The sequence below is a fragment of the Methylobacterium sp. M6A4_1b genome (genome assembly GCF_053345175.1).
Genome location: NZ_JBKEZQ010000002.1, coordinates 363,263 through 387,735 on the forward strand (window position 1 = coordinate 363,263; position 24,473 = coordinate 387,735).

20 protein-coding genes are annotated in these 24,473 nt (G+C 67.0%); 7 read left to right on the top strand and 13 right to left on the bottom strand.

The window, feature by feature from the left end:
* Positions 1–2: 2 nt before the first annotated feature.
* The 7 genes from ACLBWX_RS03780 to ACLBWX_RS03810 form a co-directional block, all read right to left on the bottom strand.
* Entirely contained in the window at positions 3–2,762 is a 2,760-nt protein-coding gene (locus tag ACLBWX_RS03780; RefSeq protein ID WP_447675729.1) for a phosphoenolpyruvate carboxylase, read from the bottom strand.
* Positions 2,763–2,997: 235 nt separating this feature from the next.
* Entirely contained in the window at positions 2,998–3,891 is an 894-nt protein-coding gene (gene sucD, locus ACLBWX_RS03785; RefSeq protein ID WP_447675730.1) for a succinate--CoA ligase subunit alpha, read from the bottom strand.
* Positions 3,892–3,911: 20 nt separating this feature from the next.
* A complete protein-coding gene (locus ACLBWX_RS03790; RefSeq protein WP_447675731.1) occupies positions 3,912–5,090 on the bottom strand; it encodes a malate--CoA ligase subunit beta in 1,179 nt (392 codons plus the stop codon).
* Positions 5,091–5,320: 230 nt separating this feature from the next.
* Positions 5,321–5,962 carry a methenyltetrahydrofolate cyclohydrolase gene (gene fchA / locus ACLBWX_RS03795; RefSeq protein ID WP_447675732.1) on the bottom strand — a complete coding sequence of 214 codons (642 nt, stop codon included), beginning with the start codon at positions 5,960–5,962 and terminating at the stop codon, positions 5,321–5,323.
* A gap of 5 nt (positions 5,963–5,967) precedes the next feature.
* The gene (locus tag ACLBWX_RS03800) at positions 5,968–6,828 is read right to left on the bottom strand and encodes an NADP-dependent methylenetetrahydromethanopterin/methylenetetrahydrofolate dehydrogenase (protein ID WP_447675733.1); all 861 of its coding nucleotides are present in this window, start codon (positions 6,826–6,828) and stop codon (positions 5,968–5,970) included.
* A 115-nt stretch (positions 6,829–6,943) separates the two neighbouring features.
* Positions 6,944–7,882, bottom strand: a complete 939-nt coding sequence (locus tag ACLBWX_RS03805) for a D-2-hydroxyacid dehydrogenase (protein ID WP_447675734.1) — start codon at positions 7,880–7,882, stop codon at positions 6,944–6,946.
* Positions 7,883–7,981: 99 nt separating this feature from the next.
* On the bottom strand, positions 7,982–9,190 hold the full coding sequence (locus tag ACLBWX_RS03810) for an aminotransferase class V-fold PLP-dependent enzyme (protein WP_447675735.1): 1,209 nt from the start codon (positions 9,188–9,190) through the stop codon (positions 7,982–7,984).
* A 587-nt stretch (positions 9,191–9,777) separates the two neighbouring features.
* Between ACLBWX_RS03810 and ACLBWX_RS03815 the strand changes: the two genes are divergently transcribed.
* From ACLBWX_RS03815 to ACLBWX_RS03825, 3 genes are all read left to right on the top strand, one after another.
* Positions 9,778–10,599 carry a UDP-2,3-diacylglucosamine diphosphatase gene (locus ACLBWX_RS03815; RefSeq protein ID WP_447675736.1) on the top strand — a complete coding sequence of 274 codons (822 nt, stop codon included), beginning with the start codon at positions 9,778–9,780 and terminating at the stop codon, positions 10,597–10,599.
* Complete coding sequence (locus ACLBWX_RS03820) at positions 10,596–11,675, top strand: glycosyltransferase family 4 protein (RefSeq protein ID WP_447675737.1); 1,080 nt, start codon at positions 10,596–10,598, stop codon at positions 11,673–11,675. The genes ACLBWX_RS03815 and ACLBWX_RS03820 overlap by 4 nt, the downstream gene beginning before the upstream one ends.
* Before the next feature lie 80 nt (positions 11,676–11,755).
* Entirely contained in the window at positions 11,756–12,385 is a 630-nt protein-coding gene (locus tag ACLBWX_RS03825) for a ribonuclease HII (protein WP_447675738.1), read from the top strand.
* Here ACLBWX_RS03825 and ACLBWX_RS03830 read toward each other — a convergent pair.
* Positions 12,351–13,475, bottom strand: coding sequence for a PA0069 family radical SAM protein (locus ACLBWX_RS03830; RefSeq protein ID WP_447675739.1), 1,125 nt, complete (start codon positions 13,473–13,475; stop codon positions 12,351–12,353). The genes ACLBWX_RS03825 and ACLBWX_RS03830 overlap by 35 nt on opposite strands.
* Positions 13,476–13,643: 168 nt before the next feature.
* Between ACLBWX_RS03830 and ACLBWX_RS03835 the strand changes: the two genes are divergently transcribed.
* Positions 13,644–14,165 (top strand): hypothetical protein, encoded by a 522-nt coding sequence (locus tag ACLBWX_RS03835; protein ID WP_447675740.1) that lies wholly within the window; start codon positions 13,644–13,646, stop codon positions 14,163–14,165.
* Between the two features lie 67 nt (positions 14,166–14,232).
* Here the strand turns inward: ACLBWX_RS03835 and ACLBWX_RS03840 are convergent, their stop codons facing one another.
* The 4 genes from ACLBWX_RS03840 to ACLBWX_RS03855 form a co-directional block, all read right to left on the bottom strand.
* Positions 14,233–15,273, bottom strand: coding sequence for a phosphatase PAP2 family protein (locus ACLBWX_RS03840; RefSeq protein WP_447675741.1), 1,041 nt, complete (start codon positions 15,271–15,273; stop codon positions 14,233–14,235).
* 344 nt (positions 15,274–15,617) lie between these two features.
* A complete protein-coding gene (gene moaB / locus ACLBWX_RS03845) occupies positions 15,618–16,175 on the bottom strand; it encodes a molybdenum cofactor biosynthesis protein B (protein ID WP_447675784.1) in 558 nt (185 codons plus the stop codon).
* 85 nt (positions 16,176–16,260) lie between these two features.
* Positions 16,261–17,172: a KPN_02809 family neutral zinc metallopeptidase gene (ypfJ, locus tag ACLBWX_RS03850; protein WP_447675742.1), complete on the bottom strand. Its 912-nt coding sequence runs from the start codon at positions 17,170–17,172 to the stop codon at positions 16,261–16,263.
* A 103-nt stretch (positions 17,173–17,275) separates the two neighbouring features.
* Positions 17,276–18,163: a uracil-DNA glycosylase gene (locus ACLBWX_RS03855; RefSeq protein WP_447675743.1), complete on the bottom strand. Its 888-nt coding sequence runs from the start codon at positions 18,161–18,163 to the stop codon at positions 17,276–17,278.
* A 214-nt stretch (positions 18,164–18,377) separates the two neighbouring features.
* Here ACLBWX_RS03855 and ACLBWX_RS03860 point away from each other — a divergent pair, with 214 nt between their 5' ends.
* From ACLBWX_RS03860 to ACLBWX_RS03870, 3 genes are all read left to right on the top strand, one after another.
* Positions 18,378–20,039 (top strand): electron transfer flavoprotein-ubiquinone oxidoreductase, encoded by a 1,662-nt coding sequence (locus tag ACLBWX_RS03860; protein WP_447675744.1) that lies wholly within the window; start codon positions 18,378–18,380, stop codon positions 20,037–20,039.
* A 165-nt stretch (positions 20,040–20,204) separates the two neighbouring features.
* On the top strand, positions 20,205–22,058 hold the full coding sequence (locus ACLBWX_RS03865; protein ID WP_447675785.1) for a tetratricopeptide repeat protein: 1,854 nt from the start codon (positions 20,205–20,207) through the stop codon (positions 22,056–22,058).
* An 81-nt stretch (positions 22,059–22,139) separates the two neighbouring features.
* Complete coding sequence (locus ACLBWX_RS03870) at positions 22,140–23,015, top strand: 4-(cytidine 5'-diphospho)-2-C-methyl-D-erythritol kinase (RefSeq protein WP_447675745.1); 876 nt, start codon at positions 22,140–22,142, stop codon at positions 23,013–23,015.
* A gap of 359 nt (positions 23,016–23,374) precedes the next feature.
* On the opposite strand, the gene ACLBWX_RS03875 is transcribed toward ACLBWX_RS03870, so the two are convergent.
* On the bottom strand, positions 23,375–24,394 hold the full coding sequence (locus ACLBWX_RS03875) for a polyprenyl synthetase family protein (RefSeq protein WP_447675746.1): 1,020 nt from the start codon (positions 24,392–24,394) through the stop codon (positions 23,375–23,377).
* Positions 24,395–24,473: the final 79 nt, after the last annotated feature.

The following is a 24,473-nucleotide window of genomic DNA, read 5'->3' on the forward strand; positions in this document are numbered from 1 at the left end:
CGTCAGCCCGTCGCGCCGAAGCCAACGGCGATACAGTTGATCGACAGCAACAGGGCAGATTTCACCGCCTCGCGCTGGTCTTCGTCCTCCTCCGACCGGAAGCGGCGCAGCAATTCGACCTGCTCTCGACTCACCTGGTTGATCGTCGGCAGGCGGCCGTTGAGGCGGTCGCGGAACAGGGGGAAACGCTCGGCGAGCTCGCTGCCGCCGCTGACCCGCAGTGCCATCTCTCGGGTCAGCGCGTACTCGGCCTCGATCAAGGGGAAGATGCTGTTGCGTGCGCCCTCGTCGGCGACGAGGCCTGCGTAATCGCGGGCGATTTCGAGATCGACCATCAGCAGCGTCTTCTCGACCTCGTCGAGGATGAGGCGGAACGGCTTCGATTCGGCGAAGAGCCGCTGCAGTTGCGCCTCCCCCTGCTGACCGCGCACGTCGAGGAAGCTCTTCAGTCCCGAGCCGACGCCGTACCAGCCGGTGATGACGTGGCGGTTCTGCGACCAAGCGAACACCCAGGGAATCGCGCGCAGATCGGACAGCGAGCGCGCGCCGAAGCGGCGGGCGGGCCGCGAGCCGATGTTCAGGAGCGCGATCTCGTCCAGCGGACTCGCGGAACCGAAATAGGTCACGAGGTCGGGGTGCTGGATCAGATTGACGTAGGCCGCGCGGGAGGCCCCCGACAGAGCTTCGAGGCAGTCGTCGAACTCGTTGCGCGGCGTCCGGGCCGCCTCGCGCTCCGATTTCAGGGCGTGCTGGAAGACCGAGGAGGCGAGAAGCTCCATCTGATAGGCCGCGGTGCCCCGATTGGCGTACTTGAACGACACGACCTCGCCCTGCTCCGTCGTGCGGAAGCGGCCGTTGATCGAGCCCGGTGGCTGGGCGGCGATGGCCCGCGCGGTCGGAGCGCCGCCGCGGCTCACCGAGCCGCCGCGGCCGTGGAAGAACGCGATCGGCACGCCCGAGGCCTTGCCGAGCTGGGTGAGCTTGTCCTGCGCCTTGTAGAGTTCCCAGTTCGAAGCGACGAAGCCGCCGTCCTTGTTCGAATCCGAGTAGCCGATCATGACCTCCTGCACGCCGCCCTGCCAGCGGGTGGACCGACGCACGAGGGGAATCGAGAAAAGCTCCTTCATGATCGTCGGCGCGGCGCGAAGATCGTCGATGGTCTCGAACAGCGGCACGATCGGCAGGCAGCAGATCTCGGTGCCGGCGGCATCGAGGAAGTTGCCGGCTTCCTTGGCGAGCAGGTAGGCGCCGAGGATGTCCTGCACCGAGCGGGTCATCGACAGGACGAACGAGCCGAACGCCTCACGGTCGAGCTGCTCGCGCATCTCTCCGACAAGCGCGAAGGTTTCCAGGGTCTCCCGGGCGTCGTCCGGCAGATTCTCGAAGCTCCGTTCGCCGCTGCGCGGCCGGGCCAGCTCGTCGATGATCCACTTCTTCCACTCGGGCGAGTCGACGTCCGGCGGCGTGCGGTTCTGACCGTTGGCCTGTGACCACAGAGCCTGCAGCGTCTTCGTCGTGCGGGTGGTGTTCTCGCGCAGATCCAGACGGACCGTGGAGAAGCGAAAGATCTCGACCATGCGCCGAACCGGCCGCACGAGATCGACGGCGAGCGACGGGCACTTCGCATCGGCGAGCCCCTGCTCGAGGGTGCGCAGGTCGTTGATCAGCCCGTCTGCGCTCGGATAGTCCGGCCCGGTCGAGCGCTGGCCCTTGTTGCGCAGGATGGTCGCCTCGAGCTTGCGCAGGACGCAGGTGAGGAATTGGCGATAGGCCTCGCCCGGGTTGCGGCTGGCGATGGCGCGGCCGTCGCCACTCTCGGTCAGCATCTGCGCCAGGGCCGTCTTGAACGTCCCCGGCACCGGCAGCGAGCGCTCGGTCAGGGAGAGCGTGCGGCCGAGCGCAGTGACGCCGTCCCGGTAACGCCGCAGGGAGGCGAGTGCGTTGCGCTGAAGCGTGGCGCGGGTGACGGAGGAGGTGACGTAGGGGTTGCCGTCGCGGTCACCGCCGATCCAGGAGCCGAACTGGAAGAACGGCGGCACCTCGAACTTCTCGTCCGGATAGTACTGCGCCAGGCTCTCCTCCAGAGAGTAGAGCACCTCGGGCAGCATCTCGAACAGCGTCTCGTCGAAGAAGTGCAGGCCCCAGGCGACCTCGCGCTCCACGGTCGCCTTCTCCAGATGGAGTTCGCCGGTCATCCAGACGAGTTCGATCTGGTCGCGCAACTCGTTCATCAGGCCGTTGCGCTCGCGCTCGGTCCAGCGCGGCAGCTCCAGCTCGCGCAGCACGAGGTAGATGCGGCGGAATTTCTCCAGCACGGTGACGCGCTTGCCCTCGGTGGGGTGCGCCGTGATCGTCGGCCGAATCCGCAGATCCTTGAGAAGCGCATGGATCTCGGGCGCCTTGATGCCGCTGGCCGCCGCATCGGCCAGAACGGCGCTGAAGCTGCCGCCCAGGGCTTCGCGGCCCTTGGTCCGCTCCATCTGCCGGCGCCGACGCATGGCAGCGTTCTGCTCGGCGATGGAGAGCAGCTGGAACCAGATCCCCTGCACCTGGAGGGCGCGGGCAAGGAGCTCGGGCGAGAAGTCGGAGATGTTGGCGCGCCCATGCAGCACGTCCTCGAGCTCGGGCTCGTGCCGGCGTGCCACGGCGAGGAGGGCATGGAACAGAATGTCGAGAGCTTCCTTCGACGAGGTACCCGTGATCACGGGCGGCGCGAAGGTGTGGTCGACGGCTCCGACGGGAGCATGAAGGGTATCCGTCATCGAAGGCCACCTTGAGAAAAGTTCTTCGCCGACTGACCGCGACGGAAGCGGGCGATGGGAAGGCGGTGACGTTGAGCGATCAGGTTCTATGGGCGGCGCCTGCCTGCTCCCCCGGGGGAGAAGGCGGCCCGGAAGCGGGCCGGGCAAGGAGGCTGCCTCTCCGGATGTGACCTTCCCCCGCTCCGGCCTGGTGCGCTGGCGCCCTCCCGCTGCAGGGGGAGGGAGATGTCTCGCCTCAGGCTGCGAGCTTGCGCATCACCTGCGCCACCGTGACGCCGAACTCGCCGGGGCTCGGCGCCACGGTGAGGCCGTAGGAGCGCATGATCTCGGCCTTCTCGGCGGCGGAATCGCCGGTGGCGGAGATGATCGCACCGGCATGGCCCATGCGTCGCCCCTTCGGAGCCGTGAGGCCGGCGACGAAGCCGACCACCGGCTTCGACATGTTCTCCTTGATCCAGGCCGAGGCCTCGGCCTCCTGAGGACCGCCGATCTCACCGATCATCAGCACGGCCCGGGTGTCCGGATCCTGCTCGAAAAGGGCGAGGTGGTCGAGGAAGGACGAACCGTTGATCGGGTCGCCACCGATGCCGACCGAGGTCGAGATGCCGATGCCCTCGGCCTTCATCTGCGCGGCGGCCTCGTAGCCGAGAGTGCCGGAGCGCGAGATCACCCCGACATTGCCCTTGAGGTAGATGTGGCCGGGCATGATGCCGAGCATGGACTTGCCGGGGGAGATGATGCCGGCACAGTTGGGGCCGACCACCATGGTGCGGCGCTCCTTGGGATAGCGGCGCAGGTAGCGCTTCACCCGCATCATGTCCTGCGCCGGGATGCCGTCGGTGATCGAGCAGATCAGCGCCAAGCCTGCATCCGCGCCCTCCATGATCGCGTCGGCCGCGAAGGGCGGTGCCACGAAGGTGATCGAGGTGGTGGCGCCGGTGGCCTCGACGGCCTCCTTGACGGTGTTGAACACCGGCACGCCGAGATGGGTCTTGCCACCCTTGCCGGGGGTGACGCCACCGACGACGTTGGAGCCGTACTCCATCATTTCCTTGGCGTGGAAGGTGCCCTTGTCGCCCGTGATGCCCTGGATCAGGATCGGGGTCTTCTCGTCGATCAGAATGCTCATGACGTATCCTCCCCTGCGTCTCAGTGGCTTTTCTTGGCGGCTTCGCAGGCCTGGACGGCCTTCGCCGCGGCGTCCGACAGGCTGTCGGCGGTGATGAGATCGAGCCCGCTCTCGGCCAGGATCTTCTGACCCGCCTCGACATTGGTGCCGGCGAGCCGCACCACGAGAGGCACGTCGATCTTCACCTCGCGCGCCGCCTGGATGACGCCCTGGGCGACCCAGTCGCAGCGGTTGATGCCGGCGAAGATGTTGACCAGGATCGCCTTGACGTTGCGGTCGGAGAGGACGAGGCGGAAGGCCGTGGCGACCCGGTCCGGCGACGCGCCCCCGCCAACGTCGAGGAAGTTGGCGGGCTCGCCTCCGGCGTGCTTGATCATGTCCATGGTCGCCATGGCGAGGCCGGCGCCGTTGACGATGCAGCCGATCTCGCCCTCGAGGCCGATATAGGAGAGGTTGTGCTCGGCGGCCTGGGCCTCGCGCGGGTCGCCCTGCGAGGGATCGTGCATATCGGCGATGTTGCGCCGGCGGAACATGGCGTTGTCGTCGAAGGACATCTTGGCGTCGAGAGCCAGCACCCGGTCGTCCTTGGTGACGACGAGGGGGTTGATCTCCAGCATGGTTCCGTCGCAGTCGCGGAACGCCCGGTAGGCGTTCATGATCGTCTTCACGGCGGCCGAGACCTGCTTGATGTTCAGGCCGAGCTGAAACGCGATCTCGCGGGCCTGGAACTGCTGGAGGCCGACCGCCGGCTCGACGACGACCTGGATCAGGGCCTCGGGCTCGTTGGCGGCGATCTCCTCGATGTCCATGCCGCCGCGCTGCGAGGCGATGACCCGGACGCGCTCGGCTTTCCGATCGAGGACGTATCCGAGGTAGAGTTCACGCTCGAAGGGGTCGGCGGTCTCGACGTAGACGCGCTGGACCGGCTTGCCCTCGGGTCCCGTCTGCAGGGTCACGAGTCGCTTGCCGAGGAGCTCCTTGGCGGCGTCGCGAACCTCGTTGTAGGTCCGGCACAGCTTGATGCCGCCGGCCTTGCCGCGGGCGCCTGCGTGGATCTGGGCCTTGACCGCCCAGAACGAGCCGCCGAGCTCGGTGGCTGCATAGACGGCCTGGTCGGCGCTGAAGGCGACGGCCCCCTTCGGAACGGCGACGCCGAAACCGGCAAGCAGTTCCTTGGCCTGGTATTCGTGCACGTCCATGAGCGTTCTCCTCGGCGTTTCTTCCTTGCCGCGACTGTCTCGTAAATTTCACTTCACGGAAAGTCCTTTGCGACTTATATTTTTTTACAGTCTCGTTCACTCTGCCTTGAGGCTAGCTGGACTGTATTCAGTTTGATCAAGAGCTGCCCCGATGGCGTCGGGAGCAGCTCTTGGAATATCAGATCGCGCGCTTTGACGTCGCGTCTTGCCTCGACACGCGCGAGGAAAGCTCAGTTCACTTTCGCCTTCACGACGTCGTAGATCGACTCGTTGAGGGGGCCTGCCGAATCCAGGAGTGTTTCGAGTTCGCGAAGGCGCTCGTCCGCGAAGCTGCGGTCCTCGAGGCCCTTGGCGTTCACGTAGACGTTGAGGGCGGCGCTGCGCAGGCCGGCATGGGCCGAGAGCACGGCGACGCCGGCATCGGAGATGACGTTGAGGTTGCCCTTGTCGGCCACGATCTGGGCCAAGTCGATGACCTTGCGGCAGGCGCGGCAGCAGGCGAGCGGCACGTCGGTGGCGACCTTGAGGGCGACCTGGATCTTCTCCTGGCGCGCCGCCTTGTCCTCGTCCGTGACCTTCGGAAGCCCGTAGGCCCCCATCACCGCATCGAAGGCCTCGACGTCGTCGGCGATCATGCCGGTGAGTTCGGTGCGAAGGACCTCGGACTGGCCGAGGATCTGCTTCAGCTCTTCTTCGACCTCGACGTACTTCTTCTTCCCGATGGTCAGATTACACACCATGCTGAGCAGGGCGGCGCCCATGGCGCCGGAGATGGCAGCGGCACCACCCCCGCCAGGGGTGGGCGCCGAGCTCGCCAGACCGTCCAGGAAGGTCTGGATGCTCTCGTTCGCGGCGTTCTCTTTCTCGGCCATGGCGATCAGGCCATCTTCTTGGCGAGGGCATAGATCGCCTCGGCGTCCAGCACCTGCTCGGTGTTGTCGAAGAGCTGGCCGACGCAGGCGCGGTGCAGCTTGAGCTTCAGGCCGCCGATGCCGAGCGCCCCGAAGACCTTCTTGCCGTGACGGTCCTTGCCCTTGTCCATGGCCTCGATACCGCCGAAGCCGAGTGGCGGCTGTGCGTTGTAGTCGGCCACGAACTCGATGCTGGCCTCGTCCTTCCAGGCGTCCTCGGGCAGGAGCTCGAGGCCGATCGCGCCGGCCGAGAACACGATGTTCTGGCCCTTGACGATCTGCGCGCGCGAGGCAGCGTCGGAAGTCTCGGCGGCCTTGATGCTGACCTTGAACCGCTTGTTGATCTGGTCGGCGGCGGCATGCGCCTTGTCGAGAGAGCGCCCGCAGAGCGTCACCTCGGCGCCCTCCTGGGCGAGCAGGGCGGCCGAGCGCATGCCGACCGGGCCGGTGCCGGCGAGGACGACGGCCTTCTTGCCATCGAGCGAGCCGGCGGACTTCTGCACTAGGGCGACACCGGCGGCGGCGGTGGTGTTCGAGCCGTTCGAATCCAGCATGATGGAAACGCGGAACGGACCGAAGAAGCGCTTCTTCACCGCCTCGAAGACGGCCTCGCCGGCCGCCATGCTGCCGCCGCCGACGAAGATCGCCGTCGACTTCTTCTCGGAGCCACCGCGGGTGTAGATCGTCCCGTCGACCAGGGCGCCGACGTTGTCGGGGGTGACGTTGCCGTAGCCGGTGATGTGGTCCGCGCCGCCATCGTAACCGACCACCACGTCGAACACGCTCGGAACCGCGTCGGTATCGAATTGGAACAACAGCTTCTTCATTGTCTCAGGATTCCTGTGGGTCCCGCGCTCGGCGCGGCTGGCATCTGGTCTCGATGGATCGACCGCATCGGCGGTCCCGCGGCGCTCCCCCGGCCTACCGGAGGGCACACCGCCGTCACACCACGTTCTGCGGCTTGCCGGCGACGTAGGCCTCGACGTTGTTGACGAGTTGGTCTGCGAGGATCTGCATGGCTTCCTTGCTCGCCCAGGCCACGTGCGGGGTGACGATGAGGTTCGGCAGGTCGAGCTCGCAGAGGATGTTGCCGTTCTTCGGCGGCTCGGTCATCACCACGTCGAAACCGGCACCGCCGATGGTGCCGGCCTTCAGCGCCTCGGCCAGGGCTTCCTCGTCCACGAGGCCGCCACGTGCGGTGTTGATCAGGAGCGCGTGCTTCTTCATCTTGGCGAGTTGCTCGCGGCCGATCATGTTGCGGGTCTCGGGCGTCAGCGGCGCGTGGAGCGTGATGACGTCGGATTCCGCGAGGATCGTCTCGAAGTCGACGAGTCCCTCCTGGGGGAACACGTCGTAGGCGATGACCTTCATGCCGAGGGCTTCGGCGCGCTTGGCGATCGACTTGCCCAGCGCACCGTAGCCGACGATGCCGAGGGTCGAGCCGGCGATATCGTGGATCGGGTAGTCGAAGTAGCAGAACTGGGTCGACTTTGCCCAATCACCCCGGCGGACCGAATTGGCATAGGGCACGATGGCCCGGCGCAGGGCGAACATCAGGCCGATCACGTGCTCGGGCACGGTGTTGAAGGCATAGTTCCGGATGTTGACGACCGTGATTCCCTGAGCCTTGGCGGCCTCCTTGTCGACCACGTCGGTCCCGGTGGCAGCCACGGCGATCAGCTTGAGATCGGGCAGCCGCTTGAGGGTGTCGGCCCGCATCGGGACCTTGTTGATCAGCGCGATCTCGGCGCCCGTCAGGCGCTCGACGATCTCCTCCGGCGTCCAGGTCGATTCGTACTCGACGTACTCGTGCGGGAAGTTGAACGCACGTACCTTGGCGTCCAGGGACTCGCGGTCGAGGAACACGATCTTCTTCGTCATGGAATCCTCTGGCCGATCCGGCCACGTCACGGATAGAGCAGGTCGCGGATGGGTCGTCGGGCATGCCGGAGCGGGCGGACCCGCCCCGGCATCTCGAACTCAGGACTTCGACAGCGGGTTCTCGCGCAGGTAGCTCGACGCGGCGGCGACGCCGGAGCCGGGCTGCACCTTCACGCCGTGGTCGAGCATCGCCATCTCGGCACCCGCGATGGCGCCCAGCAGCGACAGCTCGTTCATGTCACCGACGTGACCGATGCGGAAGACCTTGCCGGCGACCTTGCTCAAGCCCGCGCCGAGCGCGAGGTTGTAGCGCACATAGGCATGCTTGATGATCGCGGCAGCGTCGACGCCCTCCGGCACGAGGATCGCCGTGACGGTATCGGAGTTCCATTTGGGCTCCTTGGCGCAAGTCTTGAGGCCCCAAGCGGCCACGGCCTGACGGGTCGCCTCGCCCAGGACGTGATGGCGGTGATAGACGTTCTCGAGGCCTTCTTCGTTGAGGCAGGCGAGCGCTTCGCGCAGACCGTAGAGAAGCGGCAGAGACGGGGTGTAGGGGAAGTAGCCGGCTGGGTTCTGCTTCTGGTGGTCGGCCCAGTCGAAGTAGACGTGTGCCAGGCGGTCGTTCTGGCCCGACGAGGTCTCGGCGGCCTTGAGGGCCTTCTGGCTGACGCAGATCACACCGAGGCCGGCGGGGAGCATCAGGCCCTTCTGCGAACCGGCGATCGCGCAATCGACCTTCCACTCGTCCATCTTGAACGGCAGCGAGCCGATCGAGGAGACGCCATCCGCGAACAGCAGGGTCGGGTGGCCGGCCGCGTCGATGGCCTTGCGCACGGCACCGACATCGCTGGTGACGCCGGTCGCGGTCTCGTTATGGACCACCATCACGGCCTTGATCTCGTGGTTCTTGTCGGCGCGCAGGGCCTCGCCGATCCGCTCCGGGTTCGCACCCGTACCCCACTCCTCATCCTGCACGATCACTTCGAGGCCGAGGCGCTCGGCCATGTCGATCCAGAGATGGCTGAACTGCCCGAAGCGGGAGGCCAGCACCTTGTCGCCGCGCGACAGCGTATTCGACAGAGCGGATTCCCAGATGCCGGTGCCGGAAGCGGGGAACAGGAAGATGGTGCCGTCCTTCGAGCCGTAGACGGCCTTGGTGTCCTCGAAGAGGGGCTTCGTCAGCGTCGGGAAGTCCACCGAGCGGTGATCCTCGGACTGGACCATCATCGCGCGCATCACGCGATCCGGGATGTTCGTCGGGCCCGGGACGAACAAATGGTTCCGGCCGGGACGTCGCGTTGCCGCCATGATGTTTTCTCCGTTTCTCGAATTGTGGCCGCACGCGCTCCGCGTGCGGCGACATGGATGCGCCAAAGGGTGGAGCGGACCGCGCGGACCATTCCGGATTAATCCCGAACGTTCCTCGCGGCCGCTGGTCAGATGAATCGCGGGACGAACTCGTGCGCGCGCGACGCCTGGACGGATGCCGGACCGATGTCCGTCCGCGCCGAAGGCTGACCTTCGACGCCCGTCGCCGTACGCGCCACCGAATACCTCAAGCCTCTTCTCCATGGGCCGGGTCGCGCTCGATCCGCGCTGACCGCTGAGCCGTTTTCAGCGTCGTCGTCCCCGGGGACGGCACCCTTGGTTCGCCTCGATGGGCTCCGGTCATGCGTCCTCGGACGCGGCCCGGTGGGGCACCTTGAGCAGGACTATGCCCGGCTTCAGGCTGAAAGGAAAACCCGAAATACTTGGTCTGAAGTCAAAATTTTTTTTGTGGAAGAAGAGGTTACGTCGCGTCGCGGGACGAGCGCGGTGTCTGGGGGGCGACGTCATCAAACTGATACGGGAATCCGGTTTGGCTCCTCACATCGGAGGATGTCCGGGAGGCAATCGTGGGCGAAGAGACCGAGGCGACCCGCGTCCGGACGTTGTTCCTGTCGGACATGCATCTTGGGACCAAGGGCTGTCAGGCCGACCTGTTGCTGGAATTTCTGCGCGACTACGATGCGGACGAGATCTACCTCGTCGGCGACATCATCGATGGCTGGCAGCTCAAGTCGGGCTGGTACTGGCCGCAGAGCCACAACGACGTCGTGCAGAAGCTCATGCGCAAGGTGCGCAAGGGTTCGACGCTCGTCTACGTCCCGGGCAATCACGACGAGTTCCTGCGCGACTACATCGGCATGACCTTCGGCGGCATCGAGATCGCCGAACAGCGCCTGCACGAGGCCGCCGACGGAAAGCGCTACCTCGTCATCCACGGCGACCAGTTCGACATGGTGGTGCGCCACGCCAAGTGGCTCGCCTTCCTCGGCGACGGGGCCTACACCTTCGCGCTCTTCATCAACACCTACGTCAACACCGCGCGCCGCCGCCTCGGCCTCGCCTACTGGTCCCTCTCGGCCTGGGCCAAGCTGAAGGTGAAGAACGCCGTCAACTTCATCGGCAAGTTCGAGGAACTTCTCAGCGCCGAAGCCAAGCGGGTCGGCGCCGATGGTGTCATCTGCGGCCACATCCACCACGCGGCAAACCGGCAGATCAACGGGTTGACCTACCTCAATACCGGAGACTGGGTGGAATCCTGCACCGCCATCGTCGAGCATTACGACGGCACCATGGAGGTTCTCCACTATCCGAGCCTGCTGCGGGCGCGCACCGCCCGGTCCGACCTCGTCGGGCACGCGCGGCCCGACGGAGCCCGGGCCGTCGCGTGAGGCTTCTCATCGCCACGGATGCCTGGCACCCGCAGGTCAACGGCGTCGTCCGCTCGCTGGAGAACATGGCGGCGGCCGGGGCGGCCTACGGCTTCGACCCCGTGTTCCTCACCCACCAGGACTTCGCCTCCCTGCCGCTGCCGGGCTATCCCGAGATCCGGCTTGCCTACGCCACCAAGCGCCACGTGGCTCGCCTCTGGGACGACCTGCAGCCGACCCATGTCCACATCTCCACGGAAGGGACGGTCGGCTACGCCACCCGGCGTTACTGCCTCGCCCATCGCCGGCCCTTCACGACGAGCTACCACACCCGCTTCCCGGAATACCTCTCCGCCCGGGCGCCCGTCCCGGAGGCCTGGAGCTATGCCTGGCTGCGGCGCTTCCACGGCGCTGCGAACGGCACGATGGTCTCGACTCCGTCCCTGGAGCGCGATCTCGCCGCGCGTGGTTTCGCAAACCTGATGCGCTGGACGCGCGGCGTCGACACCGACCTGTTCCACCCCCGCGTCGAGGGAACACCGGAGCCGGCCGACCTCGCCGGACTGCCCCGCCCGATCTTCCTGTCGGTCGGCAGGCTGGCGGTCGAAAAGAACCTCGAGGCGTTCCTGCGCCTCGACCTGCCCGGCACCAAGGTCGTCGTCGGTGACGGTCCGGACAGGGCCCGCCTCGCGGCGCTCGCGCCCGAAGCGCGCTTTCTCGGGACCCGGACGGGCGCCAACCTCGCGGCCCTCTATGCCGGTGCCGATGCCTTCGTATTTCCGAGCCTGACCGACACCTTCGGCATCGTACTCCTCGAAGCCCTGGCCTGCGGCGTACCCGTTGCCGCCTTTCCGGTGACCGGTCCCCTCGACGTCATCGGGCGGACCGGTGCCGGCATCCTTGACCAGGACCTGAGAAGCGCTGCCCTCGCCGCCCTGGACATTCCACGGGCGCGCTGCCGCAGCGAGGCCCTGCGGTACACCTGGGCGGAGAGCGCACGCCAATTCTACGACAACATCGCCCGCGCGCATGGCACCGCGCCAGTGCGGCTCCGGACGAACGGCAAGACCCCGCGGGGCGTCGCCGAGCTCGGCTGAGGCGTGGTCAGCTAAAACGTGGACCGGACGCACGTCGCGCGCTAGGGGATCGGCTTGCCCCCTCCCCCGGATTCCGCCCGATGCCGCCGTTCGACCCGCGTTTGGCCGAGACCTACCCGGCGGTCATCGGCTGCGACGAGGTCGGGCGCGGCGCCCTCTGTGGCCCCGTGATGGTCGCGGCGGTGTGGTTTGAGCCCGCCGCGCTTCTACCCGGTCTGCTCGGCCGCCTCGACGATAGCAAGCGCCTCAAGGCGGCCGAGCGCGAGGCGCTGGCGCCGATGATCCGGGCACAGGCCCGCGTCGCCGTGGCGGCGGGCTCGCGCGCGCTGGTGGATCGGATCAACGTGCGCGCCGCCACCCTTGATGCGATGCGGCGGGCGGTCCTCGCACTCGGCCTCGACGCACCCGTCTGGGTCGACGGCCGCGACCCGGTACCGGGCCTCGCCCTCCCCGGCCTCGCGGTGATTGGCGGCGACCGACTGGTGCCGCAGATCGCGGCCGCCTCCATCGTCGCCAAGACCCTGCGCGACGCTCTGATGCGGCGCCTCGCCCGGCGCTACCCGGATTACGGTTGGGCCAGCAATGTCGGTTACGGCACGCGCACCCATCTCGCCGGCCTCGCGAGCCGGGGCCGGTCACCCCATCACCGCCTCAGCTTCACCCGCGCCTACGACCTCAGAACAGGCTCAGCTGGTCCGTCGGAACCCTGAACAGGTCGGTGCGCAGTCGCCTCCGCACCTCCGGATAGCCGAGGCGCTGCCGGGCCAGGCGCATGCGCTGGCGAATCAGGTCGGCATAGGCTCCGGTACCGGTCATCCGCGTGCCGAACGCGGCATCGTAGGCGCGCCCGCCCCTGGCGGCGCGGACCAACGACATGACGTGCCGCTGGCGCCCCGGGTAGTGCTCGGCAAACCAGTCGTTGACCAGGACATCGAGCTCGAGGGGCAAACGCAGGAGCACATGGCTCGCCTCCACGGCACCGAGGTCACGGGCCCGGGCGAGGATGGCCTCGACCTCGTGATCGTTCAGCGAGGGGATGATCGGCGCGGCGATGACCATCACGGGAATGCCTGCCGCGCTCAGGCGTCCGATCGCTTCGAGGCGTTTTTCCGGGTGCGGCGCCCGCGGTTCGAGCCGCCGTGCCAGCGCCGGGTCGAGCGTCGTCACGGAGACCGCCACCTTCACCAGTCCGTCCCGCGCCAGGTCTTTGAGAAGGTCGAGGTCGCGCACGACGAGGTTCGACTTCGTGACGATTCCCACCGGGTGGCGGAAGCGCGCAAGGACCTCCAGCACCGCGCGCGTGACGCGATGCTCCCGCTCGATCGGCTGATAGGGATCGGTGGCAGTGCCGAGGGCGATGGTCGCAGGGCTGTAGCCCGGCGCGGACAGCTCCCGTTCGAGCAAGGCGCCGGCATTCACCTTCCGAAACAGCTTGGTCTCGAAATCGAGACCGGGCGAGAGGCCCACATACGCATGGTTCGGCCGCGCGAAGCAGTAGACGCAACCATGCTCACAGCCGCGGTAGGGATTGATCGACCGATCGAAGGAGATGTCGGGCGAGGTGTTGCGGGTGATGAGCGTGCGAGCATGCTCCGTCGTCACCTCGGTCCGGGAAGGGGCTGCAGCCTCGATCCCGGACCACCCGTCGTCGAAGGCCTCCCGCTGCGCTGCTTCGTATCGCCCGCTCGGATTGGCCGTGGCACCCCGGCCTCGCCGCTCGGCCGGCCGCGGCGTCGTCTCGCCCAAGCGTCGCGCCGGTTCCAGGCCGGACGGGATCGTACGAGAGACGTCTGCAGGCATGACCCAAATTCATCGAAGCGGCGGCAAAAGAACATATCACGAACACGGAAGGCACGGGGTGCTAAAATTTCAGGCAGACCCCGCGTCTCTCAGCATTTCTACCCGCCTGCCCACGGCGCTTTGCCGTGAGATGGCTTTGCGCGACGCAAAAATGCGGTATGCGCGCGCATGCTTTCGGCTCTCATCTCAGTGACCCGGCCCGCCGACCCCGATGCCGTCGATCAACTCGCCGATACCCTCGGTGCTCTGGTGGCGGGTGTCGCGGCGGGGCTCGTCGGCGACGCGGTGATCATCGTGCCCGCGGCGAACCCGGCCATCGAGACGGTCGCCGAGGCGACCGGCGCCAAGGTCTTGCTGCGCGGACGCGGATCGTCGCCCTGGTCGACGGGTGCGAAGGCCGCCCGGCGGGACTGGGTCCTCTGTCTGGAGGCCGGCGACGTCCCGGCCGAGGGCTGGATCCGTCTTCTCGACCGCTTCATCGGCACCGCTCGGCCGGAGGTCTCTCTGGCCCGCCTGCGGCGGCCTCACACCGGCCTGCCCGCCCGGATCGCCGCACAGGGGGAAAGCGTGATCGGCGTGAACGCACCGCGGCCCGGCGATCTCGTCAGGCGCGATCGCCTTCTTGCCGGCCCGAAGTTCCCCCACCGCCTGAAGGCCCGTCGGCTATCCGCGCGCCTCGATCGGGCGTGAGATTAGGCGGTGAACCAAGGCGTCGGCTCGTATCGGCGTCGGGCGCGCCGCCGCTGGCCTCATACCGTCATGGAGTGGACGCGGTGCGACGCGCAACCATCCGACCCGAACCGCTTCGCAAGCGTAGCCGGACAGACGGAAAGAGTGCCGGCACTCTCTGCCGCGGGACCGCTCGCGGCGCCAGCAGGCACCCGGCCACCAGGAACGCCGTGGCGCCGAGAAGGGCTCCGACGATCGTATCCGCTAAGTAGTGACTGCCGTGAACCGGGGTTGCGGCGAGCATCGCCAGATTGAGCGCCACTGCGAACCATCGCACAACCGGTATCGACCAAGCCGACATCATGAACACCAGCGCTGCGGCGGCGTGCCAGGATGGGAAGGTAACGACACGCAGATCGGGAAAGTCCGGCAGGTTGGCAGGGAGCACCGCTTGGCGGAGCCATCGCACTGGGGCCGTCGCTCCATCGGTGAAGGCGACGGAGATACCGGCGTGCCGCTGCGGGTCCATATCGTGGAAATCATAGGCGCCGATTGCCGGCAGGAACGTCGCGACAAGACAGACGAAGGCAAACGAGAGCGGGAGTGCCACCTGGAGATTGCCGAAGCTCCAGAAATCCTTTCGCGCGATGTGAAGGACGGTGATGACCAGCGGCTGGAACCAGATCGACTCGTATGCCGCCCGAAGCAGTGCGTGCACCCAGGCATCGCCGACGACGAGGTGAAAGTAGAGCGTCCAGTCGAAACCCAGAGCTCGATCGATCGCCGCGAGGGTGTCGTCGACAAACGAGAAATCGCGCCCGACATGGAACAGGATGTATTGAGTGCGATAGTTGCCGACGCCCCCAAGGAAGAAGAAGGCGGAAAAGAACACCGACAGAGCGAGGTATGGCTCGTTCCGGACTTGTAGGTAGTAGAACCCGCCGGCGGCGAGGCACAAGGAGAACGCTATAAACGTGAGATCGGACTTCAGGCCCGTCCATCCACTCAAGACTTCAGGCGCAATCCAGCAGAATATCACCCGTGCCAAGCAAAGAACGGTTACACTTCCAAGCACAAAGGCCATGAGACGATTTTCGGCGCGTAACTGTATTTTATTGACGCCGTCCATACTACTCGCCCAAACATCGAAGAATGAAATTTCTGAACAGGGTAGGGTATTTAGCTGTATAAATAATTAATTAAATAAAGTTCGATATTTGTCGATAAGAACTAATTTATTTGTAACCGCAGAACAAGTTCGGCACATGGGCTTGATGTCGTGGCAAAGTCGACGAGCATCAATGCACAGGACTCTCACTTCGCATCAGTCGCAGACCGCATAATTGACCGAACAATTCGACAGGCTGGCACTCGTGACGTTACTCAGCGGGCACCAGAAATTGCTGCGAACGCCGGCGGTTCCTGGGTCCGGGATACGAACTTCTTGACGATGCTCACGATCTTGCTCGGCCTCTAAACTGAGATCGAGGCTCCACGCCGCAGGTGCTCGTCGAGGCGGGGCATGATCTCGACGAAGTTGCAGGGACGGTGGCGGTAGTCGAGCTGAGCCGACAGGATGCCGTCCCAGGCATCGCGGCAGGCGCCGGGCGAGCCGGGCAGCACGAAGATGTAGGTCGCGTTGGCGACACCCGCCGTGGCGCGCGATTGCAGCGTCGAGGTTCCGATCTTGTCGTAGGAGATACGATGGAAGACCGCCGAGAAGCCGTCCATGCGCTTCTCGAAGAGCGGCTCGATCGCCTCCGGGGTGACGTCGCGCCCCGTGAAACCGGTGCCCCCGGTGGTGACGATCACGTCGATGGCCGGGTCCCGGCTCCAGGCCTCGACCTGCCCGCGGATCGCCGCGACCTCGTCCGGCACGATGTTACGAGCCGCCAGGGTGTGGCCCGCCGCTGTCAGCCGCTCCACGAGGGTGTCGCCTGAGCGATCGTCCTCCTCGCTGCGGGTGTCCGAGACCGTGAGGATCGCGATCGTCAGGGGGATGAAGCTGCGGGTCTTGTCCGATGCAACCATCATCACTTCCCATCACCTCGAGCGTCGGCGGAACGAGGCGACGTTATCCGAAAGCCCCAGCACCCGACAGCGCGTCGGTTGCGTCTCAGTTACGCGCGGCCCGGAACGTGTCGCAGGACTTGGTCTGGCCGCTGCGGTAGCCGGTCATGAACCAGCGCATCCGCTGCTCGGACGAACCGTGCGTGAAGGAATCCGGCACGGCGTAGCCCTGCGACTGCTTCTGGAGCTTGTCGTCGCCGATGGCGCTCGCGGCTTGCATCGCCTCCTCGATGTCGCCCTGCTCCAACGAATTGTACTTGTCGTTGGAGTTCTTCGCCCAGACGCCGGCGAGGCAGTCGGCCATCAGTTCGATGCGAACCGAGAGTTGGTTCGCCTCCGTCTTGCTGCCAGCGGCCTGCTGGCGACCCTGGACCTTGCCGAGGATGCCGAGTTCGTCCTGTACGTGGTGGCCGACCTCGTGCGCGATGACGTAGGCATACGCGAAATCGCCCTTCACGCCGAACTTCTGCTCCATCTCCTTGAAGAACGATGTGTCGAGATAGACCTTCTTGTCGATCGGGCAGTAGAACGGTCCCATGGCGGCCTGTGCCGAACCGCAGCCGCTGCGGGTGCCCCCCGTGTAGAGCACCATCGCGGTCGGGCGGTACTGGCGCCCGGTCTGGTTCGGCAGGACCTCCTTCCACACGTCCTCGGTGTTGCCGAGGATCGCGGCGGCGAAGCGCCCGCTCTCGTCGGTGGGCTTGGTCTTGCGCTGCGACTGCGTCTGCGGGTCGACCTGCTCCTGGCTCGGGCGTCCGCCCCCGGACATCTGCTCGGCCCCACCGATCAGGATGGCGGGATTGATGCCGGTCACCCAGCCGATGATGCACAGGATGACGATGGTGCCGATGCCGAGACCGCCGGCACCGCCGCCGGGGAAACCGAAGCCGCCACCGCCGCCGCCCTCGCCGCGCCGATCCTCGACATTGTCCGAAGAGCGGAAATCTTCCCAGCGCATGATCTCGTTACACCCTGTCCGGACACGCGAACCCATACACGGCCGCGTGAAGTAAGTCGCTGGCGCGGGTTACGGTTCCGCTTGGCCGCAGGCCCTAGACCGCTTAGACCTTCCCGTCGAGGGCCGCGCGCAAGGTTCGGAAGTCCCGCCAGGCGAGGCGCTTCTGCAGAGGCTGGCGCAGAAGGTAGGCCGGATGGAGGGTCGCAAGGGCGCGGATCTGGCGGCTTCCCACGCGATAGGGATAGAAGCGGCCGCGCGCCTTCAGGATGCCGTCCTTGGTGCCGGTGATCGCCTGGGTCGCTGGGCTGCCGAGGCAGACGATCAGATCGGGATCGGCGAGTTCGATCTGGCGCTCGATGAACGGCTTGCAGATCGAGACCTCCTGGGGGGTCGGATTGCGGTTGCCCGGCGGTCGCCACGGCACGATGTTGGTGACGTAGGCTTGGCTGCGGTCCAGGCCGATCGCCGCCATCATCCGGTCGAGGAGCTTGCCCGAGCGGCCCATGAAGGGCTTTCCGACGCGGTCCTCGTCGGCCCCCGGCGCCTCCCCGATAAACATCAGCTTCGCAGCCGGATTGCCGTCGGCGAAGACGAGGTTCTTGGCTGTGAACTTGAGGGGGCAGCCGTCGAAGCCGGCGAGCAGCGCCTCCAGTTCCTCCAGGGTCTGGACGTCCTTCGCCCGCGCCCGGGCATCGCCTGCCGCCTCGCCTGGCTTGGCCGAGGCCGATTGCCCGAAGGTCCGTGCGGGCGCCGCCGATGGTTCGCGCGGGGGCAGTTCGGTGCGGAAGGTTTCGTCGCCGGGGGGACGGACCCGTTCCGGAGCCTGCCTCTCGAGAGCCGGACGGATCGGGGCGGGCCGCGCCGGCTCCGGCGCGTCGATCTCGGCGAAGCGATCGTGGGGCGCCTCGTCGAGGAACAGGTCGAGGCCGGCCTCCACGTGGAAGTCGAGGTTCGCGATCAGGTCCCGCTGTCGGTCGTCACCCTGGCTCATGTATTGTGATGTGGCGCCTTCGGGACCTGTGGACAACGGGGCATGCGACGTCACGCACCACCTTTTGCCCCGCGCGACATCGTCACCACCCGTGGTCCATGGCCGGTGCGACGCTTGCGTTTGCAGGTTGGAATGGGTTGAGAGTGATCCGCGAACATGGGATCGCACGACCGAGGCGCCCGCGGAAAGCGGATGCACCACAGGAGGATGACGGATGGCGCTGCCTGAACGCGAGGCGATGGAGTTCGACGTAGTGATCGTAGGCGCCGGTCCCGCCGGGCTCGCGACCGCCATCCGCCTCAAGCAATTGGCGCCCGAGGTCAGCATCGTGGTGGTGGAGAAGGGCTCGGAGGTCGGAGCCCACATCCTGTCCGGCGCGGTGATCGATCCGTCCGGCCTCGACGGCCTTCTCCCCGGCTGGCGACAGGACGCGGCGCGCCCGCTGAAGACGGCGGTCGAGCGCGACGAGTTCATGTTCCTGACCAAGAACAGCGGCGTGACCATGCCGAACCTGTTCTTCCCCAAGCTGATGTCGAACCACGGCAACTTCGTCGGTTCGCTCTCAAACGTCACCAAGTATCTCGGCGCCAAGGCCGAGGAGCTCGGCGTGGAGATCTATCCGGGCTTCCCGGCCTCCGAAGTGCTCTACGACGAGGCCTGCGCCGTGGTCGGAGTCGCCACGGGCGATCTCGGCATCGGCAGGTCCGGCGAGCCGCGCGACGACTACACCCGCGGAATGGAGCTTCGCGCGAAGTACACGGTCTTCGGCGAGGGCGCGCGGGGATCCCTGACGAAGACGCTGATCGACCGGTTCAAGCTCAACGCGCACAGCGACCACCAGAAGTACGGCCTCGGCGTCAAGGAACTTTGGCAACTCGCCCCCGACAGGTTCCAGGCCGGCCTCGTGCAGCACACCATGGGCTGGCCGCTGCCGAACAAGGCCGGCGGCGGCTCCTGGCTCTATCACTTCGACGACGGCCTGCTCTCGGTCGGCTTCGTCACGCACTTGAACTACGAGAACCCGACCCTGTCGCCGTTCGAGGAGTTCCAACGCTTCAAGACCCACCCGATGATCCGCGAGACCTTCGAGGGAGCCAAGCGCATCGGCTACGGCGCCCGCGCCATCATGGAGGGCGGCTGGCAGTCCGTCCCGAAGCTCGTCTTCCCGGGCGGCTGTCTCGTCGGCGATTCCGCCGGCTTCGTGAACGTCCCGCGCATCAAGGGCTCGCACAATGCGGTGCTCTCCGGCATGCAGGCGGCGGAGGCCCTGGCCCAGGCGCTCGAATCCGGTCGCCAGGGAGACGAGCTCGTCACCTACGAGACCGGCTGGCGCGACAGCGCCATCGGCCAGGACCTGAAGCGCGTCCGCAACGTCAAGCCGCTCTGGTCGAGGTACGGCACGCTGATCGGCGTCGGCCTCGGCGGCCTCGACATGTGGTCGAACACGATCCTGGAAGCCTCGCCCTTCGGCACCCTCAAGCATGGCAAGCCGGACCACGCCACGCTGAAGCCGCTCAAGGACGTCAAGCCGATCGTCTACCCGAAACCGGACGGCAAGCTGACCTTCGACCGGCTCTCCTCGGTCTACCTGTCGAACACCAACCACGAGGAGGACCAGCCGGCCCACCTCAAGGTTCGGAACCTGGAGCTGCAGAAGGCCTCCGAACACGACGTCTACGGCGGGCCGTCGGCGCGCTACTGCCCGGCGGGTGTCTATGAATGGGTCGAGGATGCCGGCGCCAGCGACAGCGTCCGCTACCAGATCAACGCGCAGAACTGCGTTCACTGCAAGACGTGCGACATCAAGGATCCGAACCAGAACATCAACTGGGAGACCCCGGAAGGCCCCGGCGGACCGAACTATCCCAACATGTGAAGCGGAGCAGAGACCGGCTCGTTCACGGATGGATGAGGCGGGATGGCGGGCGCGATGCGCCGCCATCCTTATGCCTTGCGAGGATGGCGGTTAGAGTCCAGTGTCCCGCCCCAATCGAGCCCGGCCGCCGAGACGGCCGGTGCGCAGGAGCCGCGATCGGTGCCCATGAACGGAAACGCCAAAACCAGCCGGACAGGCCGCCGGGTCCTCTCGGCCCTCGCCGTCTGCCTTGCGGCTTCGCCGGCGGCCTACGCGGCCCAGCCGCGGGAATCCGCTCCGATCTCCGAATACGAGCCGGCGGAATCGCTCGAAGGCAACTTCCTCTCCGCCTACATCGCCGGCGCCTCCAAGGACACGGCCGCCGCCGCGAGCTACTACCGCGAAGCGGTGAAGGCCGACCCACGCAATGCCGAGCTCCTGGAGCGCGCCTTCGTGTCGCTGCTCGCCGACGGCTCGCTCCCGGATGCCTTCCGGGCCGCCGAGCGCCTGACCTCCCGCGACGGCTCGAACGGCCTCGCGCAGCTCGCCCTCGGCGTGCGCCAGATCAAGGCCGGGCAATTCGCCCAGGCGCGCCAGAATTTCGCCCGCAGCGGTCGCGGTGCGGCCGCCGACCTCACCGGCACCCTGCTCACCGCCTGGGCCTTCGCCGGCGCCAACGACGGAAAGCGCGCGCTGGAAACCATCAACAAGCTCAAGGGCGAGCGCTACTACAACACCTTCCGCGACTTCCACGCCGGCCTGATCGCCAGCCTCGTGGGCGATCAGTCGGAAGCCGAGCGTCGCCTGAAGGCCGCCTACGACGCCGACCGCAACACCCTGCGCATCGTCGACGCCTATGCGCGCTTCGAGGCGCAGGCCGGGCGCACCGACCTCGCGATCCAGGCCTATACCGAATTCGACAAGCTGCTGCCGCGCCACCCCATCGTGCGCGACGCCTTGACGAAGCTGAAGGAAGGCAAGCCCCTCAGCCGGCTCGTGAACTCGGCCCAGGAGGGAGCCGGCGAGGTCCTGTACGGGCTCGGCTCGGCCGGGTCCACCCAGGGCGACGAGCTGCCGGCGGTGGTCTACCTGCGCCTTGCTCTCTACCTCGCGCCCGAGCACGCCCTCGCCCGCCTGACCCTGGCCGACATCCTCGATCGGATGAAGCAGACCGAGCGGGCCAACGAGGCTTATTCCCAGATTCCGACCACGTCGCCCCTGCGCCTCAACGCGGACGTCCAGGTCGGGCTGAACCTGGAGCAGATGGGCAAGGGTGACGAGGCCATCGCCCATCTCGATGCCGCCATGAAGGCGCACCCGGACGACATCGACATCATCACGGCCCTCGGCAACGTTCAGCGCTCGCGCAAGAAGTACGAGGAGGCGGCCGAGACCTACAGCCGCGCCATCGCGCTGATCGGCGACAAGCCTGCTTCGAACTACTGGACGACGTTCTACTTCCGCGGCACGGCCTACGAGCGCGCGAAGCAGTGGCCCAAGGCCGAGGCCGATCTGAAGAAGGCCCTGGAGCTGGTGCCCGCGAGCCAGCCCGGCGCCCGGGCCCAGGTGCTGAACTATCTGGCCTATTCCTGGGTCGACCAGAACATGAACATCGACGAGGCCTTCACGATGCTGAAGCAGGCCGTCGATGCCGCGCCGCGCGACGGCATGATCATCGACAGCCTGGGCTGGGCCTATTTCCGCCTGGGCCGCTGGGACGATGCCGTGCGCGAGCTGGAGAAGGCGATCGAGCTGAAGCCCGGCGATCCGACGATCAACGACCATCTCGGCGACGCCTATTGGCGGGCCGGGCGTCGCCTGGAGGGCAAGTTCCAGTGGCAGCACGCCAAGGATCTGAACCCTGAGCCGGACGACCTCGAGAAGATCAACGCCAAGCTCAAGGACGGCCTGCCCGAGCTCGACAAGCCCTCGGCCACCGCCGAGAATCCGCCCGAGAGCAAGGTGAACCCGGAACTGCCGAAGGGGGCACCGGCCCCGAACGAGCCGCCGGGCGCCGCGGACAAGAAGAGCGGCGGCTGACCGCGCCCGAGGCTTGACGGGACGCGCATCGCGGGGTCAGACCGGCTCCGCGATTGCCCGCCCACCCAGCTCCGAGTGTCCGTGTCCCTCCTCGTCACCCGCGCTCCGGCGAAGATCAACCTCACCCTCCACGTCCTGGGCCGCCGGCCCGGCGACGGCTACCACGAGCTCGAGAGCCTCGTGGTGTTCACCGGATCCGGCGACACGCTCACGCTGGAGCCGGGCTCGGATCTGGCGCTCACCGTGTCCGGCCCGACGGCCGGCCCTGCCGGCCCCCTCGACGACAACCTCGTCATTCGCGCCGCACGTCACCTCGCGCGCCTGCGGCCGGGCCTGAGGCACGGCGCCTTCCATCTGGTGAAGCGGCTTCCGGTGGCGGCGGGCATCGGGGGCGGCTCGTCCGATGCCGCCGCGGCCCTTCGGCTCCTCGGTCGCCTGAACGATCTCCCCCCCGACCATCCCGACCTCGTGGCGGCCGCCCGCGCCACCGGTGCCGACGTTCCGGTCTGCCTCGCACCGCGTGCGCGGATGATGTGCGGCGCCGGCGAGGCTGTCGGTCCCGCCCTGGACATGGCGCCGATCCCGGCCGTCCTCGTCAATCCCGGCGTCCCGGTCGAGACGGCGCCGGTCTTCCGAGCCCTCGCCCTTACCGTCGGCGAGCGCCACGGAACGGGCACGCACCCCGTCATCGCTCACGGGCTTTCTGCGAATCGCCTGCTGGAGGCGATCGCCCCTGCCCGCAACGACCTCGAAGCGCCGGCCCGCAGCATCGCCCCCGTGATCGACGTCGCCCTCGAAGCGTTGCGCACCGCCGCCGGGTGCCGGCTCGCACGGATGTCGGGCTCGGGCGCCACCGTGTTCGGACTGTTCGGGCATCGCTCGGAAGCGGCGCAGGCAGCGCACCGCCTCGCGCAAGATCATCCGGGCTGGTGGGTCAGAGCAGCCATGTTGCGTTAAGGTTTTCGCCCGAACGGTCGGACAGCCACTTCTCGGGCGTGGCAGCAGCGTCGACGCGCCGGCTTTACCCTACCTCGCCATTCGAGTCGGCACGGTCGCCCGGTATCTGGAGCGATGCAGGCCGGACCGGATGCTGACCCTCTGCATGTACCTCGACCCCGTCGCTGCCGATTTCGCCATGTTGGGAAAGCTCCGACGAGGCGACCACGAACGGGCTGCTGAGGCTCCGGGTCGACACAGCCGCCGGATCGGTAACGCTTCCTCGCAGGCGGAGGCGCCAGAGCTCGCTACAGGTGAACTGCTGATTCTCGCACCGCCGACGGTTGGTCTCCTGACGGCGACCGGAGGGGTATGGGCGTTCAGTGCGCGCGGGCGATGCAGAAATCGACGACCTGGAGCAACGCATTCTTCATCGGGCTCGCCGGAAACGCCTTCAGGGCATCCCGGGCCCGATCGCCGTAGAGCCGGGCGCGGGCCATCGTCTCTTCGAGGGCACCGTGCCGCCGCAGAATGGCGCGCGCGGTGTCGAGATCGGACTCGGCGACCTCGCCGAGTTCCAGGGTGCGCTTCCAGAATCCGCGCTCGCTGCCCGTAGCGCGCCGTACCGCCAGGACGATGGGGAGCGTGATCTTGCCCTCCCGGAAATCGTCGCCGACGTTCTTCCCAAGGGTGTCGCTGGTGCCGCCGTAATCGAGCACGTCGTCGATGAGCTGGAACGCGATGCCGAGGTTCATGCCGTAGGCCCGGCAGGCGGCCTGCTCGGCCTCGCCGCGCTCGGCGAGGACGGGACCGACTTCGCAGGCAGCGGCGAACAGCTCGGCGGTCTTGGCGCTGATCACCGCGAGGTACTCGTCTTCGCTCGTCTCGGTGTTCTTGGCCGCGGTGAGTTGCATCACCTCGCCCTCGGCGATGATCGTCGCGGCCGCGGACAGGATGTCGAGGGCCTTAAGGGACCCGACCTCGACCATCATGCGGAAGGCCTGACCGAGGAGAAAGTCGCCGACGAGGACGCTCGCCTCGTTACCCCACTTGATGCGGGCCGCGACCTTGCCGCGGCGCATGTCGCTGCCATCGACCACGTCGTCGTGCAGGAGCGTTGCGGTGTGCATGAACTCGACGCTGGCGGCGAGCTTCACCGCGCCATCGCCGGAATAGTGGCACAGGTCCGCAGTCGCCAGGGTCAGGATCGGCCGAAGGCGCTTCCCGCCCGAAGAAATGAGGTGATTGGCCACCTCCGGAATCATCTGGACGTCGGATCCGGTGCGAGACAGGATCGTCGCGTTGACGCGCTCCATCCCGCCGGACACCAAGGCAACGAGGTCGGCCAGGCTCGCCTCCGGATCGGGGCTGCTCTCATCGATCGGAACTACGACGCCCAAGACCTCGAGGCCTCCCGCTTCCCTACGCGAACCCGGAGCGGCCCGATCGGCCACGTCCGTGACACCCCATCGCATGCGC

What these genes read in the sequence shown, in the direction of transcription:
- ACLBWX_RS03780 (WP_447675729.1), bottom strand. Translation starts at nt 2,762, where the DNA reads ATGACGGATACCCTTCATGCTCCCGTCGGAGCCGTCGACCACACCTTC.
- sucD (WP_447675730.1), bottom strand. Translation starts at nt 3,891, where the DNA reads ATGAGCATTCTGATCGACGAGAAGACCCCGATCCTGATCCAGGGCATC.
- ACLBWX_RS03790 (WP_447675731.1), bottom strand. Translation starts at nt 5,090, where the DNA reads ATGGACGTGCACGAATACCAGGCCAAGGAACTGCTTGCCGGTTTCGGC.
- fchA (WP_447675732.1), bottom strand. Translation starts at nt 5,962, where the DNA reads ATGGCCGAGAAAGAGAACGCCGCGAACGAGAGCATCCAGACCTTCCTG.
- ACLBWX_RS03800 (WP_447675733.1), bottom strand. Translation starts at nt 6,828, where the DNA reads ATGAAGAAGCTGTTGTTCCAATTCGATACCGACGCGGTTCCGAGCGTG.
- ACLBWX_RS03805 (WP_447675734.1), bottom strand. Translation starts at nt 7,882, where the DNA reads ATGACGAAGAAGATCGTGTTCCTCGACCGCGAGTCCCTGGACGCCAAG.
- ACLBWX_RS03810 (WP_447675735.1), bottom strand. Translation starts at nt 9,190, where the DNA reads ATGGCGGCAACGCGACGTCCCGGCCGGAACCATTTGTTCGTCCCGGGC.
- ACLBWX_RS03825 (WP_447675738.1), top strand. Translation starts at nt 11,756, where the DNA reads ATGCCGCCGTTCGACCCGCGTTTGGCCGAGACCTACCCGGCGGTCATC.
- ACLBWX_RS03830 (WP_447675739.1), bottom strand. Translation starts at nt 13,475, where the DNA reads ATGCCTGCAGACGTCTCTCGTACGATCCCGTCCGGCCTGGAACCGGCG.
- ACLBWX_RS03835 (WP_447675740.1), top strand. Translation starts at nt 13,644, where the DNA reads ATGCTTTCGGCTCTCATCTCAGTGACCCGGCCCGCCGACCCCGATGCC.
- ACLBWX_RS03840 (WP_447675741.1), bottom strand. Translation starts at nt 15,273, where the DNA reads ATGGACGGCGTCAATAAAATACAGTTACGCGCCGAAAATCGTCTCATG.
- moaB (WP_447675784.1), bottom strand. Translation starts at nt 16,175, where the DNA reads ATGGTTGCATCGGACAAGACCCGCAGCTTCATCCCCCTGACGATCGCG.
- ypfJ (WP_447675742.1), bottom strand. Translation starts at nt 17,172, where the DNA reads ATGCGCTGGGAAGATTTCCGCTCTTCGGACAATGTCGAGGATCGGCGC.
- ACLBWX_RS03855 (WP_447675743.1), bottom strand. Translation starts at nt 18,163, where the DNA reads ATGAGCCAGGGTGACGACCGACAGCGGGACCTGATCGCGAACCTCGAC.
- ACLBWX_RS03860 (WP_447675744.1), top strand. Translation starts at nt 18,378, where the DNA reads ATGGCGCTGCCTGAACGCGAGGCGATGGAGTTCGACGTAGTGATCGTA.
- ACLBWX_RS03865 (WP_447675785.1), top strand. Translation starts at nt 20,205, where the DNA reads ATGAACGGAAACGCCAAAACCAGCCGGACAGGCCGCCGGGTCCTCTCG.